This window comes from Micromonospora sp. NPDC023644 (assembly GCF_040640115.1).
Classification (GTDB): domain Bacteria; phylum Actinomycetota; class Actinomycetes; order Mycobacteriales; family Micromonosporaceae; genus Micromonospora.
The window spans coordinates 45,641-62,003 of the sequence record NZ_JBFABA010000025.1 but is presented as its reverse complement, the minus strand read 5'-3'; the positions used below and the strand labels follow the sequence as shown (position 1 = coordinate 62,003).

At 73.3% G+C, this 16,363-nt stretch carries 13 protein-coding genes; 8 read left to right on the top strand and 5 right to left on the bottom strand.

Features of this window, described 5'->3' with window-relative positions:
• Nucleotides 1-13: 13 nt before the first annotated feature.
• On the bottom strand, nt 14-787 hold the full coding sequence (locus tag AB0G08_RS18940) for a GntR family transcriptional regulator (protein WP_358089375.1): 774 nt from the start codon (nt 785-787) through the stop codon (nt 14-16).
• A 160-nt stretch (nt 788-947) separates the two neighbouring features.
• Between AB0G08_RS18940 and AB0G08_RS18935 the strand changes: the two genes are divergently transcribed.
• The 6 genes from AB0G08_RS18935 to AB0G08_RS18910 are packed head-to-tail and all read left to right on the top strand — an operon-like array spanning nt 948 to nt 6,954.
• A complete protein-coding gene (locus AB0G08_RS18935; RefSeq protein WP_358089372.1) occupies nt 948-2,219 on the top strand; it encodes an extracellular solute-binding protein in 1,272 nt (423 codons plus the stop codon).
• Nucleotides 2,198-3,148, top strand: coding sequence for a sugar ABC transporter permease (locus tag AB0G08_RS18930; RefSeq protein WP_358089369.1), 951 nt, complete (start codon nt 2,198-2,200; stop codon nt 3,146-3,148). Before AB0G08_RS18935 ends, AB0G08_RS18930 begins: the two co-directional genes overlap by 22 nt.
• Nucleotides 3,149-4,045, top strand: coding sequence for a carbohydrate ABC transporter permease (locus AB0G08_RS18925; RefSeq protein WP_358089366.1), 897 nt, complete (start codon nt 3,149-3,151; stop codon nt 4,043-4,045).
• A complete protein-coding gene (locus AB0G08_RS18920) occupies nt 4,042-4,971 on the top strand; it encodes a BadF/BadG/BcrA/BcrD ATPase family protein (protein ID WP_358089363.1) in 930 nt (309 codons plus the stop codon). Before AB0G08_RS18925 ends, AB0G08_RS18920 begins: the two co-directional genes overlap by 4 nt.
• Complete coding sequence (locus AB0G08_RS18915; protein WP_358089361.1) at nt 4,968-6,212, top strand: hypothetical protein; 1,245 nt, start codon at nt 4,968-4,970, stop codon at nt 6,210-6,212. The genes AB0G08_RS18920 and AB0G08_RS18915 overlap by 4 nt, the downstream gene beginning before the upstream one ends.
• Nucleotides 6,205-6,954 carry an SIS domain-containing protein gene (locus AB0G08_RS18910; protein ID WP_358089358.1) on the top strand — a complete coding sequence of 250 codons (750 nt, stop codon included), beginning with the start codon at nt 6,205-6,207 and terminating at the stop codon, nt 6,952-6,954. The genes AB0G08_RS18915 and AB0G08_RS18910 overlap by 8 nt, the downstream gene beginning before the upstream one ends.
• A gap of 169 nt (nt 6,955-7,123) precedes the next feature.
• Here the strand turns inward: AB0G08_RS18910 and AB0G08_RS18905 are convergent, their stop codons facing one another.
• Nucleotides 7,124-7,543 carry a GNAT family N-acetyltransferase gene (locus AB0G08_RS18905; protein WP_358089355.1) on the bottom strand — a complete coding sequence of 140 codons (420 nt, stop codon included), beginning with the start codon at nt 7,541-7,543 and terminating at the stop codon, nt 7,124-7,126.
• Nucleotides 7,544-7,902: 359 nt separating this feature from the next.
• Between AB0G08_RS18905 and AB0G08_RS18900 the strand changes: the two genes are divergently transcribed.
• A complete protein-coding gene (locus AB0G08_RS18900) occupies nt 7,903-8,967 on the top strand; it encodes an N-acetylmuramoyl-L-alanine amidase (RefSeq protein ID WP_358089398.1) in 1,065 nt (354 codons plus the stop codon).
• A 113-nt stretch (nt 8,968-9,080) separates the two neighbouring features.
• Here the strand turns inward: AB0G08_RS18900 and AB0G08_RS18895 are convergent, their stop codons facing one another.
• The 3 genes from AB0G08_RS18895 to AB0G08_RS18885 all read right to left on the bottom strand — a co-directional run bounded on the left by AB0G08_RS18895 (nt 9,081) and on the right by AB0G08_RS18885 (nt 15,472).
• Entirely contained in the window at nt 9,081-9,542 is a 462-nt protein-coding gene (locus tag AB0G08_RS18895) for a hypothetical protein (RefSeq protein ID WP_358089352.1), read from the bottom strand.
• Between the two features lie 100 nt (nt 9,543-9,642).
• Nucleotides 9,643-12,993 (bottom strand): hypothetical protein, encoded by a 3,351-nt coding sequence (locus AB0G08_RS18890; protein ID WP_358089349.1) that lies wholly within the window; start codon nt 12,991-12,993, stop codon nt 9,643-9,645.
• A 55-nt stretch (nt 12,994-13,048) separates the two neighbouring features.
• The gene (locus AB0G08_RS18885) at nt 13,049-15,472 is read right to left on the bottom strand and encodes a low temperature requirement protein A (protein WP_358089395.1); all 2,424 of its coding nucleotides are present in this window, start codon (nt 15,470-15,472) and stop codon (nt 13,049-13,051) included.
• Between the two features lie 201 nt (nt 15,473-15,673).
• Between AB0G08_RS18885 and AB0G08_RS18880 the strand changes: the two genes are divergently transcribed.
• Nucleotides 15,674-16,342 (top strand): M23 family metallopeptidase, encoded by a 669-nt coding sequence (locus AB0G08_RS18880; protein WP_358089346.1) that lies wholly within the window; start codon nt 15,674-15,676, stop codon nt 16,340-16,342.
• Nucleotides 16,343-16,363 lie beyond the last annotated feature (21 nt).

Below are 16,363 nucleotides of genomic sequence, written 5' to 3'. Positions count from 1 at the left end.
CTCCGGATGCGCGTCAGCCGCCCTGGGACGGGGGGCTGACGTGCATCTGGATGGCGTACCGGTCGCCGCGGTAGAGCGAGCGGCCGTACTCCACGACCTTGCCCATGTTGTCGACCGAGATGCGCTCGATCAGGAACGCCGGGGTGTCCTCGCCGACCTCGAGCCGTTTCGCCTCGGTGTCGGTCAGCCGGGCGATGGTGACGGTCTGCCGCGCCGATTCGAGCCGCACCCCGAAGACGCGGCCCAGCACCTCGTACAGCGAGTCGTCGCGCTCCATCACCTTCAGCAGGCTGGGGAACCGCGCCGCGGCGAGGTTCGTCCGCTCCAACGCCATCGGGATGCCGTCCGCCGTGCGGATCCGCTCGATGTAGTGGGTCGGGTCGCCCGGGGCGATGTCGAGGCTGGCGGCGACCTGGCGGGCGGCCGGGCGGGTGCGGGCGCGGTACGACTTGGCACCCGGTGTCATGCCGCGCATCCGCATGTCCTCGCTGAACGAGCGGAAGATCTCCGAGTGGGTCAGCGTGGGATGCTGCACGAAGGTCCCACGCCCGGGCACGCGCCGGACCATTCCCTTCGACTCAAGCGCGTCGATGGAGCCCCGGACGGTCATCCGGGCGACTCCGAACCGTTCGGCGAGGACCCGCTCCGAGGGGAGCAGCGCACCGTCCCGCGAGTTCAGGACCATGGCGGTGAGGACGTCCCTGATGTGCTCGCCCTTGCCGCCGTTGCGCTCCGCCGGCAGGGACTCAAAAGCCCCGTCGCTCGGCTCATGTCGCGTCCTTGGCACGAACCAGTTCTCCTTCCTACGCAATTCAAGCCATCGTACGGGCAAACGCCCGGACCGCTGGTGAGGTCGGCGTAACCGTTGACCTCCGGTCTATACCAGTATTAGCCTCGGCTGGTCCGCCACGTCCAGCGGGGTGGCGGCCACGACGATCGGAGATGCGATGCCCAGAAGACGCGGTGTGCTGGGGGCGGCAGCGCTGCTCGCCATCACCCTTACTGCGTGCGCGCCAGGCAGCGGGGGCGGCGGCGATGACGCCGTCAACCTGAAGGTCTGGGGCTGGCGACAGGAGGATGTCGCGGCATACAACAAGATCTTCCAGATCTACGAGAAGGCCCACCCGGGCGTGACGGTGGAGTACCTGCCCTACAAGAACACCGAGTACGACACGATCCTCAAGACCGGCCTCACCGACTCCAGCGGCCCCGACGTCGCGCAGCTGCGCTCCTACGGGCTGCTCCAGCCGCTGGTCGCCGCCGGCAGCCTGGTGCCCCTCGACGACCAGGTCGACAAGCTCGGCGGCTTCCCGAAGCCGGTCCTCGACGGCGCGAAGGGCGAGAAGGACGGGCGCGTCTACGGCGTTCCGTTCGCGCTCCAGACCCTGCACGTCATCTACAACAAGAAGGTCTTCGCCGACAACGGCATCGCCGCCCCCACCACGTGGGCGGACATGATCGCGGGCTTCGACAAGCTCAGCAAGGCCGGGGTCACCCCGCTGGCGAACACCGTCACCGACAAGTGGATGCTCCCGATCGAGCAGGAGATCTTCGGCGCCACGACGTACGGCGGCCCCGACTACCTGACCCGGATGCTCGACGGCTCGGCGAAGTTCACCGGCACGCCCTGGGTGAACTCCCTGGAGGCGTGGAAGAGCACCCAGAAGTACTGGCCGGCGCAGGCGTCCGGGGTGAGCTACGCGGACGCGCAGGCACTCTTCACCTCCGGCCGGGCCGCCGCGTTCCCCGGCGGCGTGTGGGAGATCGCCGGGTTCAAGAAGGCCAACCCGCAGCTGGACCTGGGCATCTTCAACGTGCCGCCCGCGCCCGGCGCGGCGGTCGACAAGACGCTGGTCCCCGGCTACGTCGACGGGTCGTTCGGCGTCTCGGCGAAGTCGCCCCGGCGGGACGCGGCTCTGGAACTCGTGCGGTGGATGGCGACCGAGGAGTTCGGCCGCGCCCTGGCCACCGAGCTCCACCAGATCTCCGCGGTGCCGGGCGTCCAGCCGCAGGACGAACTGCTGGCCCAGGCACTCAGGGAATACCAGGCGAACCCGAGCCCGTACGTCACCTACGCGTACTTCTCCGGCGGCACACCCACCGGCTGGGACCTCGCCTCCGAGGCGTTCTCCGACTACGTCCTCGGTCGACGCACCGCCGCTGACACGGCCGCCCACGTCCAACGAGGGGTCGATCAGTGGTTCCGGCCCAAGAACTGACGGTCCGTCCCGCCCGGCGGTCACGCCGCCGGGCGGGACGGGTCTCGGCGGGGTGGATCACGACCTTCTGCCTGCCGGCCCTCGCGCTCTACGGCCTCTTCGTCGTGGCGCCGCTGGTCACCGCCTTCTACTACGGGCTGTTCCACTGGGACGGCACCCGGCAGGGGGAGTTCGTCGGGATCGGTAACTACCAGGAGGTTCTCGCCCGCTATCCGTTACGCGACGAGATCCCCGCCGCGCTGGGGCACAACGTCCTCTTCTTCGTCGGCACCATGGCGATCCAGAACACCGTCGGACTGGGCCTGGCGGTGCTCCTGCACCGCAATCCCTGGGGCAAGCGGCTGTTCCAGACGCTCTTCTCGCTGCCCTACCTGATCAGCCCGCTGATCGTCGGGTACATCTGGTCGCTCCTGCTGAGCCCCACCTTCGGCCCGATCAACTTCGCGCTCCGCGCGGTCGGCCTGGACGCGTGGGCGCGCCCGTGGCTCGGCGAGCCGGACCTCGCCCTGCCCGTACTGATCCTGGTCAACGCCTGGCAGTGGATCGGCGGACCGATGCTCATCTTCGGCGCCGCCCTGGGCGGCATCCCCCAGGAGCTGGAGGAGGCGGCCGCGATGGACGGCGCGTCCGCGACCCGGGCGTTCTGGAGCATCCGGTTCCCGCTCCTGATGCCGGCGGTCGGCGTGATCACCGTGCTGACGTTCATCGGGTGCTTCAACATCTTCGACCTCGTCTACGCGCTGGGCGGCTCCGACGGCGGACCCGGCGGCGCGATGGACGTACTGGGCCTGCTCTACTACCGGACCGCCTTCCAGGGCGGCAGCAACGCGATCGGAGAGTCCTCGGCGTTGGCCATGCTCATCTTCGTGTTCATCTTCGGGGTCTCCCTGGCCCTGGAGCGGGTGCTGCGCCGCCGGGAGGTCCACTAGATGACCACCCTGCGCGCCGCCCCCCGCACGGCACCGAAAGCCAGGGGCGATTTCGAACCTCCGCGCGGCACCCGCCAGCGTGCGCTGCTGCGCACCGCCGGCGGCCAGTTCGTCCTGTGGGCCTACGCCGCGATCGCCTTCGGCCCGCTGCTGCTGGTGCTGATCGGGTCGCTGCGGAGCAACGCGGAGATCCTCCAGGCACCGGTCGGGCTGCCCAGCTCGTTCGACCTGGGCAACTACACCCGGGCGTGGCAGACCGCGTCGATCTCGACGTACTTCGTCAACTCCCTGACCGTCACCTGCGCCTCGGTGGCGCTGTGCGTCAGCGTGTCGGCGATGGCCGCCTACGCCCTGTCCAGGTGGAAGTTCCGGGGCCGCGCCCTGCTGGCGGCGTTCTTCCTTTCCGGGTTGATGATCCCCGCGAAGCTCGGCCTGCTGCCGGTGTTCTACATGTTCCAGTCGATGGGTCTGATCGACAGCCGGATCGGGCTGGTGCTGCTCTACGCGGCGAGCGGGATCCCGTTCTCGATCTTCGTGATCATGGGCTTCATGCGGGGACTGCCCGGGGAGCTGGAGGAGGCCGCGCGCATCGACGGGGCGCACGAGGGCCGGCTGTTCGTGTCGGTCGTGCTGCCCCTGATGCGGCCCGCGCTTGCGGTCGCCACGGTCTTCCAGTTCGCGCCGACCTGGAACGACTTCTTCTATCCGTTGGTGCTGCTGCGCAGCGGGGACAAGTACACCGTCCCGGTCGGGCTGACCCGGTTCTTCGGCGAGTTCGCCGCCGACCGCGGCACCCTCTTCGCCGGACTCGTGATCGCCCTGGTGCCGCTGGCCGTGGTGTTCGCACTCGCGACCAAGCAGATCGTCGCGGGCCTGACCGCAGGGATGTCACGTTGACGACGACGGTCACCATCGACGGCGGCAAGTCGGAGCTCCGGCTGCTGCTACGTGCCGCGGCGGGCCACCAGCTCGGCGTCGGCCCGGGCTTCTCCTACCAGCCCCACGAGGACGGCGTCGACCGGATCCTGGCCGCGGTTCGTGGCGCCGCGGCGACGATCTCCCTTCCCGGACAGGTGGCGGGCGTGGTGGCCGGCCTGACCGGCGTACCGGGGGAGCCCGCGCAACGCCGGCGCCTCGCCCTCGCCCTCGAGCGGCAGTTCGGCGGTCCGGCCGTGGTCGTGGAGGACAGCGTCCTCGCGCACGCCGGCGCTCTCGGCGGTCCCGGCGTACTGCTGTGTGTCGGGACCGGGACGACCGTGCTCGCCGTGGACGCCGACGGCGACCACGCCCGGCTCGACGGGTGGGGTCCCCACCTCGGTGACCGGGGCAGCGCGTACGCCATCGGGCTGGCCGGGATGCGCGCCGCGACCGCGTCGTACGACCGGGTCGGGCCGGCGACCGTGCTGGTCGACCGCCTCGTCGCGGCGCTCGGCGGCGTCGACCTGGCCGCGCTTCAGCGGTACTACCGGGACCCGGCCATGATCTCGCGTACGGCGGCCTTCGCCCGCGAGGTGCTCGACGCGGCCGCCGGGGCCGACGCGGTGGCGGTCCGGATCTGTGCGGGGGCCGCGGCCGACCTCGCCGACGCGGCACAGGCGGCAACCGACCGGCTCGGTCTCGGCGGGGCAGCCCGCCGGGTGTCCTTCAGCGGCCGGCTGCTGACCCCGGGAAACCCTCTGCACCAGGCGCTGTCGGCCGAACTCGAGGCCAGAGGGCTGCCCCTGGTGACACCCAGAGCGGAGCCGCTCGACGGCGGTCCGGCGCTGCTGAGCGGTGCCGCCCCCTACGCGCGCCTGCTGGCGTGCCAGGGTGGCGACGCGTGAGGGCCGGGCACGGGGTGGCGCGACTCGAGGTCGTGCCCGGGGAACCCATGGGTGGGTACGCCGACCGCTCGGACGGCGTGCGGAACGTGCTCGACCCGCTGGAGGTCCATGTCGTGACCTTCGCCGACGAGGGCCACCGGTTCGCCCTGGTGGTCGCGGACCTGGTCTGCGTCAACGTCGACGTCGTCGACCGGATCCGAGCCGCCATGCGAGACGTCGGTGTGCAGTCCTGCTGGGTCGCCGCCACCCACACCCACGCGAGCCCCGAGGCGGGCTGCAGCCCCGGCGGGGACGCCACGCCACGGCACGTCGCCGACCGGCTCGAAGCCGCGTCCCTCGTGGCCGCGCGGTCCGCCGTGGCGTCCGAGCGTGCCGCCCGACTCGGCTCCGCCCGCACGCTGGTTCCCCACCTGGCGGGTCACCGTAACGTGGCTGATCCGGCTCCCCTGGACATTCCCGTCGACACCATCGTGGTCACCGCGGGTACCGAGGTGGTGGGGCTGGTCGTGGTCTCACCGGTCCACCCGACCATCCTTCCCGCCGACAACAACCATGTGAGCGCGGACCTCAACGGCGGCATCCGCCGGGCGCTGGCCACGCCGGACCGGTGGGTGGTCGTCGCCACCGGTGCGGCCGGCGACATCAGCACCCGGCACACCCGTCAGGGGCGGGGGCTCGACGAGGCGGACCGGCTCGGCGCCTGGCTGGCCGGCCGGGTCGAACCGGTGTCGCCGCGCGTCGGCGGGGGTGCCGCGCCGCCGGTACGACCGCCGGTTGTGCGGACGGTGACGCTCGCGCCGAAGCAGCCGGCGGAACTCGACGTCGCCGAGCGGCAGACCCCGCCGCCGGGGGGCGGAAACGAACGCACCCACCGGGTCATGCAGCAGGGGCTGCGGATCGCGGCGGAACAGGCCGCCCGGCAGCGCACGGAACCATACGTGATCGACGTGGAGGCGGTGGACCTCGACGGGGTCACGCTCGTGGCCGTTCCCGGCGAACTGTTCCTGGAACTGGGCGAGACGATCCGTGCCGCGGCGCCGGGCCAGGCACGGGACGTCGTGGTCCTCGGCTACGCGAACGGCTACCTCGGCTACCTACCCACCCGTGACACGCAACCCTGCTACGAAACCTATGCCAGTCCGGTCACCTCGGGCAGCGGCGAGATCGTCGTCGAGGCCGCCGTGGCGGCCGCCGCGGAGGCCGTCGGCAACCGGGACCACTCCAGGAGGATCAATGCCTGAGCCTGCCTACGCCAACATCGCCCGGACCGCACTCGAGCAGGTCCTGTCGACGCAGCTCGACGCCATCGAGGCAGCGGCCGGGCTCGTCGCCGACGCCATCGCCGCCGGTGGTGTCCTGCAGGCGTTCGGGACCGGCCACTCGCGGATCGTCACCCTCGAACTCGCGGGACGTGCCGGCGGGCTCGCCGCCGTCAGCATGCTGGCGGTCAAGGACCTCGTGATGTTCGGTGGCGCCGAGCCGGGGCCGATCCTCGATCCGACGTACGAGCGCGAGCCCGGCCTCGCCGAGCGGATCTACCACCTCGCCGCACCCTCCGCGCACGATGCCTTCCTGATCGTCTCGAACTCCGGAATCAACGCCGCCGTCACCGAGATGGCGGTGCTGGCCCGCGAGCGCTCCCATCCGGTCGTGGCGGTCACCTCACTGGCACACACCCGCTCGGCCGGTGCCCGTGCGACCCGGGGAGCGCATCTCGCCGACCTGGCGGATGTGGTGATCGACAACCAGGCGCCGGCGGGGGACGCGGCACGGGAGATCACCCCAGGGGTTCGGATCGGGGCGGTCTCGTCGTTCACCGGCGTCCTCATCGCGCAGCTACTCACCGAACTGGTCTGCCGCCGGTTGTTGGGCCGCGGCATCGACCCTCCCGTGCACGTATCGGCGAATCTCGCGCGGGGCGACGCGCACAACCGCGTCCTCTTCGAGCGGTACCGCGATCAGGTCCGCCCGATCGAACCCTGACCAGCCGGGACGGAGGCTCCCGGGCGTGGGGTGCGGTCGCGGCACGACGGCCGTCGCGACCGCACCCCACGCGCAACCTCCGACGTCAGGGCGTGGCCAACCTGCCGGCCGTTCACGTGGACGAGACGGCCGACCGGAGCCTCGTCAAGGCCAGCCGCGCCAGCCGAGGCTAGAGGGCGACCACGTACTGGATGAAACCTCGGTTCTCGGCGACCTGGTCGTAGAGCCGCCGGGCTGTGTGGTTGTCCTCCCTCGTGAGCCAGTACAGCCGGTCACAGCCCTGGTCGCTCGCCCACGCCCCGACGGCCCCGATCAACGCACGAGCGACACCCCTGCCGCGCGCCTCGGGAGCCGTGAACAGGTCCTGCAGATAGCAGACATCGGGCGACGTCGTGCTGGCGTGGACCAGGAAGTGGGCGATGCCGACCAGCCGACCGTCCAACCGCGCCCCAAGCGCACGCACCCTGTCGCCGCGCCGGAACTCCTGCCAGGCCCGGTCGTACCGGTCTGCGGGCCAGGTGCGGCCATAGAAGGCGTTGTAGCCGCAAAAGAGCTCCTCCCACCCGGGGCGGTCGTCTGACTGAAGCATGCCAACGCTGACCATCGGTTCCTTCCTCGTCCCGCAACGCGCAGGTGTGACCCGTGTCAGTCGCGCCACCTCCCGGCGCCACCACCCCGACACACCGCCACCTATGTGGCAACAGATCTCGTACGGTGTCGCAGACAACGACGTCGAGGAATCTTAGACCCGCCAACCAGAGCTGACGCAGCCCAGCGCCCGAGCTGGCTGGCACCTGCCGGACAGGCGGTGGCCGGCGGCGGTCGACGGTCCGGGAGGAAACCTTCGGATCCCGGATCAAGGGTCGTAGACATCTTTCATCCTGTATCGATGTCCCGCTATATTGCCGAGCAGTGTCGATCTCTTCGGTTCTTCATGACGAGGTGCATATGCTCGATAACCCGACGCTCCGGCGGCGTACCCTGTTGGCGGCCATCGCCGGTGCCGCGGCCGTCCCCATCGTCGCGGGCCCCGCGCACGCCGCGTTGCCCAAGGTCTACATCGACCCGGGGCACGGCGGCACCGACCCCGGTGCGGTCGGCAACGGGCTGCAGGAGAAGACCCTGACGCTCGACATCTCCCTGCAACTGCGCAACATCCTGCTGGCCAACTGGGGCGTCGACGTCCGCATGTCCCGGACGAGCGACATCACCCGCAGCCTGGCGTACCGCACCGACGACGCCAACGCGTGGGGCGCGAACCTGCTCGTGAGCGTGCACATCAACTCCGGCGGCGGCACCGGCTTCGAGAGCTACCGGTACCCGACGGCGAGCGCGGCCACCGTCAACCTGCACAACGCGGTGCACCCGAGGGTGCTCGGCGCCATGCGGACGATCGGTGGGGTCACCGACCGAGGGCTGAAGACCGCGAACTTCCACATGCTGCGCGAGGCGGCCATGCCCGCGGTGCTGACCGAGAACCTCTTCATCGACAGCGTCGCCGACTCGAACCTGCTCAAGCGGGCGGACTTCATCACCGCCGTCGCCCGGGGGCACGCCGAGGGCATCGCGGCCTACCTCGGCCTGGGGGCGCCCAACCCGCCCACGGGCGGCACCATCGTGGACAACGCCACGGCGGGGCGGTTCACGGCCAGCACCAACTGGGGCACCTCCTCGTACTCGGCCCAGCGCTACGGGGCCGACTACCGCTTCGCCAACCCCACGCCGGCCAGCGACGCCGCCTGGTTCAAGGTGAACATTCCGGCGGCCGGCGACTACCGGATCGAGGTCCGGCACCCGGCCGACCCCGGTTACAACAGTTCGGCGCCGCACGTCGTCGTCACCGCCTCGGGCAACCGCACGGTCAACGTGGACCAGCGCGCCAACGGCGGCGTCTGGCGCTCGCTGGGCACCTTCGGACTGGCCGCCGGTGACCGCAACCTGGTCGCGGTGAGCCGGTGGACCAGCACCCCCGGCTACGTGGTGGCCGACGCCGTCCGGGTCACCCGGGTCTAGCCGTACCGCCAGGGGCGGATCGGGACCGGGGCGACCCGGTCCCGATCCGCCCGCCGTGGACGGCCGCCGGTCGTGCTCGCCGAGGGGGGAGCCGGTCGAGGCGCCAGGCGTCGTCAGTGCCAGTTGTGGAACTCCAGCACCTGGCAGACCAGGACGGCCCCGCCGGCGCGGGCCGACAGCTCCTCGGCGTCGCGCAGCGCGAACCGGACCGGCCAGCTCGCGCCGAGCCGCAGGTGGCGTCCCTTCCCCGTGGCCGGCAGGAGCAACTGGTACGGCTGTAGCGGCCCGCGCGGGGTCGGCCGGTTCTCCTCCGGCCACCGCCCCCGCTGCCGCCCGCCGTGGTAGAGCGCGATCCGGGCCAGCAGGCTCAGGGTGGTGTAACCCATCGGGATCGCGCGGAAGAGCTCGTCGCGGGACGGTACGCGATCGGCCGGGAACACCCGCGACGGCTGCTCGCGCGCCCAGTACAGCAGGCCGGGCCAGGGCAGCGCGCCGTCGAAGGGGTTGCCGCCGTGCGCGGGCCAGTCGATGCCACGGTGCGCGACGGTGACGTCGTTCCCGCCGCTGGTGTCCACGACCGCGACTGTACCGGGAAGGGGCGGCGCAGGCGGGCGGGCGGCATGCCGGGCGGGCGCCTCCGGTCGACGGCCGCCGTCCCGGCGAGCCGCAGAGGCGTCACGTCGTCTCCATCCTGATGTCGAAGGCGGCGTCGCGGACGTCGGCGACCGGGTGTTCGCGCAGCAGGTGGAGCAGGTTCCGCCAGGGCGCGGACCAGCCGAACGCCCTGCCGCCTTCGGCCAGCGCCACCGCGAAGAGGCCGGTGCCGGCCTCGCCCCGCGCGGCGAGAACGCGGGCCGTGCCGAGTACCGACTCGACGTCGAGGGCCGCCGGGGGCGCGGCGCGCTGGCCGAGGAGGCGGGCGAGCCGGGCGGCGAGTGCCGGCCGCCCCGCGACCAGTTCCGCGATCTCCACGATGTCGGCGGTGAGCCGCTCCGACGTCGTGCCGTCGAGGGGCAGCAGCCTGGTCAGCAGGGTGCCCGCCCCGGCCAGGTACGCGGGGTGCCGGCCCAGCTCGTCGGCCGCCCGCCGGACCGGCGCCGGGTCGGACCGCGGCTCGAGCGCCCCGCACATCGTGGCGACGATGGCGTCGACCCGCCGCCGGGCCGGACGGTCCCCCGCGGGGCCGCCGGGGTCCGGGTCGGCGTCGTCGGCCCGTACGAGGGCGCGCAGCGCGGCGGCGGGCACCTCCCGTTCGGGGCGGTCCGGGTGGCGCAGCACCGCGTCCACCACCGGGCGCACCGACTGCCAGTCGTGGCGCCCACCCAGGTCGGTGAGCGCCGCCGTGATCAGGCCGGTGAGGTCGGGCGCCCAGGGCAGCCAGTGCACGAGCCGGGGCCAGGCGAGCCGGCCGACCTCCCGGTCGGGGCTCGCGCAGGCCCGGGCGACGAGGGCGGCGTAGCGGGGGCGCTCGGTGCTGGCGACCTCGTCGGGCGGGGTCGCCAGCACGGTCAGCGACTCCTCCCGACTCCCGACGATCGCCTGTTCCAGGATCGGCCAGCTCTCCGGCGCGTGCAGCCGCTGCCGGGCGGCGGCGACCACGGCCGCCCGGACGTCGCGGTGCTGGTCGGGCTGCTGCCACGCCGACGCCAGCACCGCCATCGCCTCCGGGGGACCGAAGCGGCCGAGCAGCCGGACCGCCTGCTTGCGGCTGGTCACCTTGCCCCGCCCCAGGGCGACGCCGGCCAGCGGGCCCACCAGGTCGGCCGGGCGGGTGCAGCGGACGGCGCGGGTGGCGGCGTACAGGGCGACCCTGGCGCGCTCGTCGTCGGCGTGGGACAGCAGCAGCGGCAGCGCCTCGGCGGGCCGGTCGGTCCACGGCAGCGCCTCCAGGGCCGCCTCGGCCAGGGTGACGTTCGGCGAGTCGACGTAGCGCAGCACCAGCTCGCGCCCGGCGTCGGGCACGGGCGCGGCGGCCCGGACGGCGGCGGCCCGGTGGTGCAGCGGGGTGCCGGCGTCGGCGGCGAGGCGCGCCTGCAGGCGCACGAACGCCTGCTGCTGGCGGGGCAGCCACCGCTCGGCGTGCACGGGCCGGCCCGGGATCCAGCGGGTGCCGGCGGTGAGGAACGCCCCCTTCGGCGGGTGGCGCAGCACCCCGTCGAGCAGGTCGGTGCGGCGGGCGCTGACGGCCCGCCACACCGTGGGCAGGGTGATGGTCGAGGCGTCGGCACGCAGCACGTACGCCACCCGCTGCGCCCGGGTCCTCGGGTCGGCCAGCCACAGCTCGACGGCCTCCCCCACGACGGCGGCGACGGTGCCGGGGACCGTCGCCCGGCGCAGCAGCTCCTGGAGCTCGGGCAGCTGCCAGGCCCGCCGCCCCAGGGCCCGGGTCACCGCGAACAACGCGGCGAACCGGCCCCGGGCCATGCCCGCCTCGACCCATTCGCGCAGCCGCGCGAAGACCAGCTCCTCCTGGCCGCGGCGCAGCGTCCGGTCGAACCGTCCGAGCGGCGGCAGCCGGTGCCCGCCGAAGAGTCGGTCGAGGGTGTCCAGCGCCCACCGCAGCAGGGCCGGTTCGTCGACGTGCCGGCCCAGCACCCGGGCGGCGAGGCTGCCGAGCGCGGCGAGGGTGCGCGTCGAGGCGTCGCGGGTGGCCGTGGCGTCGGCGGTGATCCGGGCCAGCACCTCGACGGCGTCCGCGCGCAGCAGGGGGGCCAGGTTCGTCAGCTCCGCCAACGCGACGGCCCGGACCGGATCCTGCTCGTTGCGCAGCCGGTCCAGCCTGGCCAGGGCCTCGCTCGCCGCGGCGGGGTCACGGCTGCGTCGCGCGGCGGCCAGGAGCAGCTGGTACGCGACGGCCCGGTCGTGCGCGTCGGCGGCGCGCAGGGCGGGAGTCAGCGCCGCCGACGCCGCCGGCCACGGCAGCAGGGCGCTCCACGACCGCACCTGCGCCTCGTCGTGGCGGACCTCGTCCAGGGCGAGCACCCGCCGCGCCTCCCGCTCCCGCCAGGCGTGCGGCAGCACCTCCAGCAGTGCCGCGTCGGGGATCCGGGTGGCCGTCTCGATGTCGGCGAACACGGCGTCGTACAGGCCGCCCCGCCGCGCCGGGGGGAGCGCCGCGAGCAGCCGCCTCAGCAGGCCGTCGTGGCCGCGTACCCGCCGGCCCAGGGCGAGCAGGTCCGCCTGCGGCAGTCGTACGAGCTGACGCAGCAGCGCCGAGGGCAGCCCAACGTAGCGCAGCCGGTCCACTCGGGACACCTCGGTCAGCAGGGCCAGCACCCGTCCGGGCGCGTACGCGGCGAGCGCGCCGTAGTCCGTCAGGTCGCCGGGGAGGTACCCGGTGGGCGCGTACCGTTCGAGCAGCGTCAGCGCCCGCTCCGGTCGGCGCCGACCGGCGACCAGGACCCGCTTGCCGTGCGTCGTCCACCAGCGGTCCCGTTCGGCGGCGTGTAGGTGGGGCAGGGTCGACTCCGCGTGGTCGAGCACCACGTCGCCGTGGCGCCGGGCCAGGCGGACCGAGTCCGGCAACGCGTGCTCGACGACCGGCAGCAGCCGGCGGACGGTGTCCGCCCCGCAGGCGGGCAGCAGGGCCACCGCCTCGCCGGCGCCGAAGCGCCCCAGCACACCGTCGATCAGGTCGTCAGCGACCGCCGGCCGGCGCAGGTGCCGCAGCGACCGGTAGACGAGGTGGCGCAGGTCGGCCGGCGCGTCCCGGACGAATGCGCGCAGGTCGTCGCCGGCGAGCCAGCCGGCGCGCAGACCCACCTTGACCGCGACCGCCCGGATCGTGCCGTACGGGTCGCTCAGCGCCGCCCGCGCCGCCGCGCGGTCGCCGACGATCTCGGCGGCGGTGACGGCCAGGAACCGGTGGTACGACTCCCCGCCGCGCAGGTCCGCCAGGATCTCCGGCAGCTCGCCCGTGGCGGCGAGCTGGCGGGCGCGGCGCGCGAGCGTCGACATCCGCTCCGGGTGGGCCAGCGCGTCCAGTTCGCCGAGCAGCCGTCGTGTCGATCTCCGCACGCCGCTCATTGTGTCGGTCGGTGGTCGCGGGCGCGACAAGGGGCGCCCGGGAGCGGCCCGGCGCTCAGCGACCGTCGGGTGGCGTGGCGGCGCGCAGCGAGGTGGTGGTGGCGACCGCGACGCCGACCGTCGCGAGCAGCACCAGCGTCGCGAGGCTGGGCAGCGCGGCGGTCGCCGCAGCGGCGAGCGCCACCACCAGCAACCCGAGCACCCGTCGCCGGCAGAACCGGCCCACCGCGCGTCGCCAGATCAGCTGGTCGCCGACGAGGAAGAGGACCACGCCGCCGTGGAGGGCGGCGTGTCCCAGCGACTGCAACGGCGTGGCCGGCCGCTGCGCCACCTGCGCCAGCGTCGTCGTCAGGCCGAGGGCGACCAGGATCAGCCCGGCGACGATCAGCAGGTGCAGGTAGGTGTAGGCGTCGCGGGCCAGGGCCGCCCCGCGCGGGCCGGTCGACACCTGCGACAGCCGCCGGTCGAGGACGCGGTCGGTGCCGACGTACGTCCACCACAGGGCGGCGAGCAGGGTGACGATCAACGCGACGGTGAACAGGGCCGCCACTGAGATCGACGTGTCGGCCAGCGCGATGCCGGTGGAGATGAAGCCCTCCCCGAAGGCGACGAGCACGATCAGGTTGTACCGGTGCGTCCAGTACTCGAGCGAGCGGATCCGCCAGTTGCGGGCGCCGGTCAGGTAGCCGCCCGCCAGGTCCAGCACCAGCGCGGCCGTCCAGCACGCCGCGCTGGCCGGCGAGATGGCCTCCCCGGTCGAGGGAAAGGTCAGTGTCGCGCCCACCAGGAGCGTCAGCGCCGCCGCGGTGGGCAGGGCAGCCCGGGACGCCTGGGCCCGCAGGGCCGGGTCGGGCCGTGCGATCCACCAGAACGCGCCGAGGTGCAGCACCCGGATCGCCACGTAGCAGGCCATCACGATCAGCGGACCGGGTAGCCCGCCGGGCACGCGGCTGAACGCCTGCGGGATGGCGATGCCGAGCACGAAGGTCGTCGCGGCCGCCGCCAGCACCGTCACCCGGACCGGGATGGTGACGCGGGGGGTCACGCTTTCCATCCAGGCGTACAGGCACCACGACCACCACAGCAGGACCAGGGCACCGAGCCCCTGCGCCACACCCGCCGGGGACGGCTGGCGGTTCACCAGGACGGTGATCTGGATGAACGCGTACACGACGATCAGGTCGAAGAAGAGCTGGTGCGGGCGGACCACCGTCACCCGCTGCACCGTGCCGACGACCGCGTCGTGCAGCCGGCGGTGCCGGTGGCCGAAGACGGTACGGTCGGCGGCCACGACGGTACCCAGGCAGGCGACGAGGATCGCCAGCGATGCGAGCGCCGGCACGTTCAGGACCACCGGTGCGGTGGCGAGGAGCAGCACGATGCCAAGTGCCACGCTGCGACCCAGCAGGCCGAAGCCGCGCTTCTCGAAGGCCAGCAGCCCGATCAGGTAGAGCAGCGCCCCGCCGTGCAGGGCGAGCGCGCCGCCCGTGCTCCACGGGTCGGCGGCGCTCGCGTCCGTCGCGCTCAGGGCGTGTTTGAGGCCGAGGGCGAGCAGGATGAGGCCGGCGACCATGGGCAGGTGCAGCAGCGCGTAGGCGTCGCGGCCGATCAGCGACGTGACGCCGCCAGGCAGCCGCCGCAGCGACTGCTCGGCGGCGAACCTGGCGAGGTCGAAGTAGGTCCACCACAGCACGACCACCACGACGACGCCGAGGGCCGACCCGGCGAGCACCGGCCAGGTGATCTGCCGGTCGCCGACCAGCCCCCTGCTGGTGCCGATCGAGATGATCGTCTCGCCCAAGGCGACGAGCACGATCAGGCTGTGCCGTTCCGCCCAGTGGCTGACGGAACCGAGCCGCCAGTCGCCCGTGCGCAGCGCCACCAGGCCGGCGTAGTCGACGCCGGTGGCCACGGTGAACAGCACCACCTGCGCGAGGCGCACCGGCGGCCAGGTCGGCAGCAGCGCCGACAGGGACGCGGCGGCCAGCAGCAGCAGCGTGGTGACGCACAGCGGCAACCACGCGCGGAGCGCGACCAGGGGCCGGTCGCCGGTGTTCAGTCCGGCGAGGGTGGTGACCGCCAACGGCCCGAGGCGCACCAGGACGAACGCGACGGCGAAGACGAGGGGGCCCCACAGGCCACCCGGCCGGTCCACGAACGCCACCGGCAGGGCGACGCCGACCACGAAGATGCCGGCCGCCGCCGCGAAGACGACCAACGGCATGGCGCCCCGGTCGAAGCGCACCGTGTTTCCGAACCAGGCGTACGACGCCCAGCACCGCCACAGCAGCGCGACCACGAGGAAGCCCTGCAACAGCCCGACCGGGTGGAAGTTCGCCGACATCAGCTCGGTGACGTTGAGGAACGCGTAGACGAAGACCAGATCGAGGAACAGCTCCAGGCGCGTCACCCCGCCCGGGCCGGACTGGATCCGTCCGGCCACCGCGGCGTGGATCCGCCCGGCCCCCGACGTGCTCATCGCCACCCGACCACTCTCCCAACAGGCGGGCGGGCGCCACGCGGGATCGCCGAAGCCGGCGCGTGGGGCGGCGCGGGTCGAACAGCGTCCCGCCGACGGCCCCGGGGGCACCGACCGCGGCGTTGGTGAGGTAGCCGTGGCCGGGGTCGAGCCCGGCGTCGTCGACCGGTGCCGGGGGCGGCTGCCTTGCCGGCGTCTGCCATGCTCGGGCCGGTGACGACCGGCCACCCCACCAGCCCCCGCACCCATCGTCGCAGGCGCAGCCGCCGCCTCCGGGTCGTGCTGGCTTCCGGCGCCGTCGCGGTGCTCCTCGCCGCCGCCGTCTTCGTCGTCGCGGTGGTCGTGCCGCTGGTGCGGCCGGCGGGCCCGCGCCCGCTCTTCCAGCTTCCCGTCGCATGCGGCGAGACGTGGCAGTTGGGCACCTACCCCGGTCACGACGACTACGACGTCGACCTGTTCCCGACCGAGGGCGAGGCGTGGGGACGCCCGGTGCTCGCGTCCTACGCCGGGAAGGTAACCGTGGCGGGGATCAACGGGTCGCTGGGTGGCCGTACGCCCGACAACCCGGACGGGCCGCGTGGCCGCGGCGGCGGCTACTGGGTGAAGATCGACCACGGCGGCAAGTGGGAGACGCAGTATCTCCACCTGCTCGAACCGCCGCTGGTTCGGGTCGGCCAGCGGGTCGCCCAGGGTGAGCAGATCGGGCGTCTCGGCAGCACCGGCAACTCCGGGGCGCCGCACCTGCACTACGAGCAGCGCCGGGGCTGGGAGAAGGTCGAGGCCCACTTCGACGGCGTGCCGTCGGGCATCACCCACGACGACACCGAGTACACCGTCAGACGCAAGAGCAACAACTGCGTCCCCGGGTGACCGCCGCCGCGGGCCGCCGGG

Coding starts and splice junctions, on each gene's coding strand:
- AB0G08_RS18880 (WP_358089346.1), top strand. CDS start 15,674: ATGCTCGGGCCGGTGACGACCGGCCACCCCACCAGCCCCCGCACCCAT.
- AB0G08_RS18905 (WP_358089355.1), bottom strand. CDS start 7,543: ATGCTTCAGTCAGACGACCGCCCCGGGTGGGAGGAGCTCTTTTGCGGC.
- AB0G08_RS18910 (WP_358089358.1), top strand. CDS start 6,205: ATGCCTGAGCCTGCCTACGCCAACATCGCCCGGACCGCACTCGAGCAG.
- AB0G08_RS18925 (WP_358089366.1), top strand. CDS start 3,149: ATGACCACCCTGCGCGCCGCCCCCCGCACGGCACCGAAAGCCAGGGGC.
- AB0G08_RS18935 (WP_358089372.1), top strand. CDS start 948: ATGCCCAGAAGACGCGGTGTGCTGGGGGCGGCAGCGCTGCTCGCCATC.
- AB0G08_RS18885 (WP_358089395.1), bottom strand. CDS start 15,472: ATGAGCACGTCGGGGGCCGGGCGGATCCACGCCGCGGTGGCCGGACGG.
- AB0G08_RS18890 (WP_358089349.1), bottom strand. CDS start 12,993: ATGAGCGGCGTGCGGAGATCGACACGACGGCTGCTCGGCGAACTGGAC.
- AB0G08_RS18900 (WP_358089398.1), top strand. CDS start 7,903: ATGCTCGATAACCCGACGCTCCGGCGGCGTACCCTGTTGGCGGCCATC.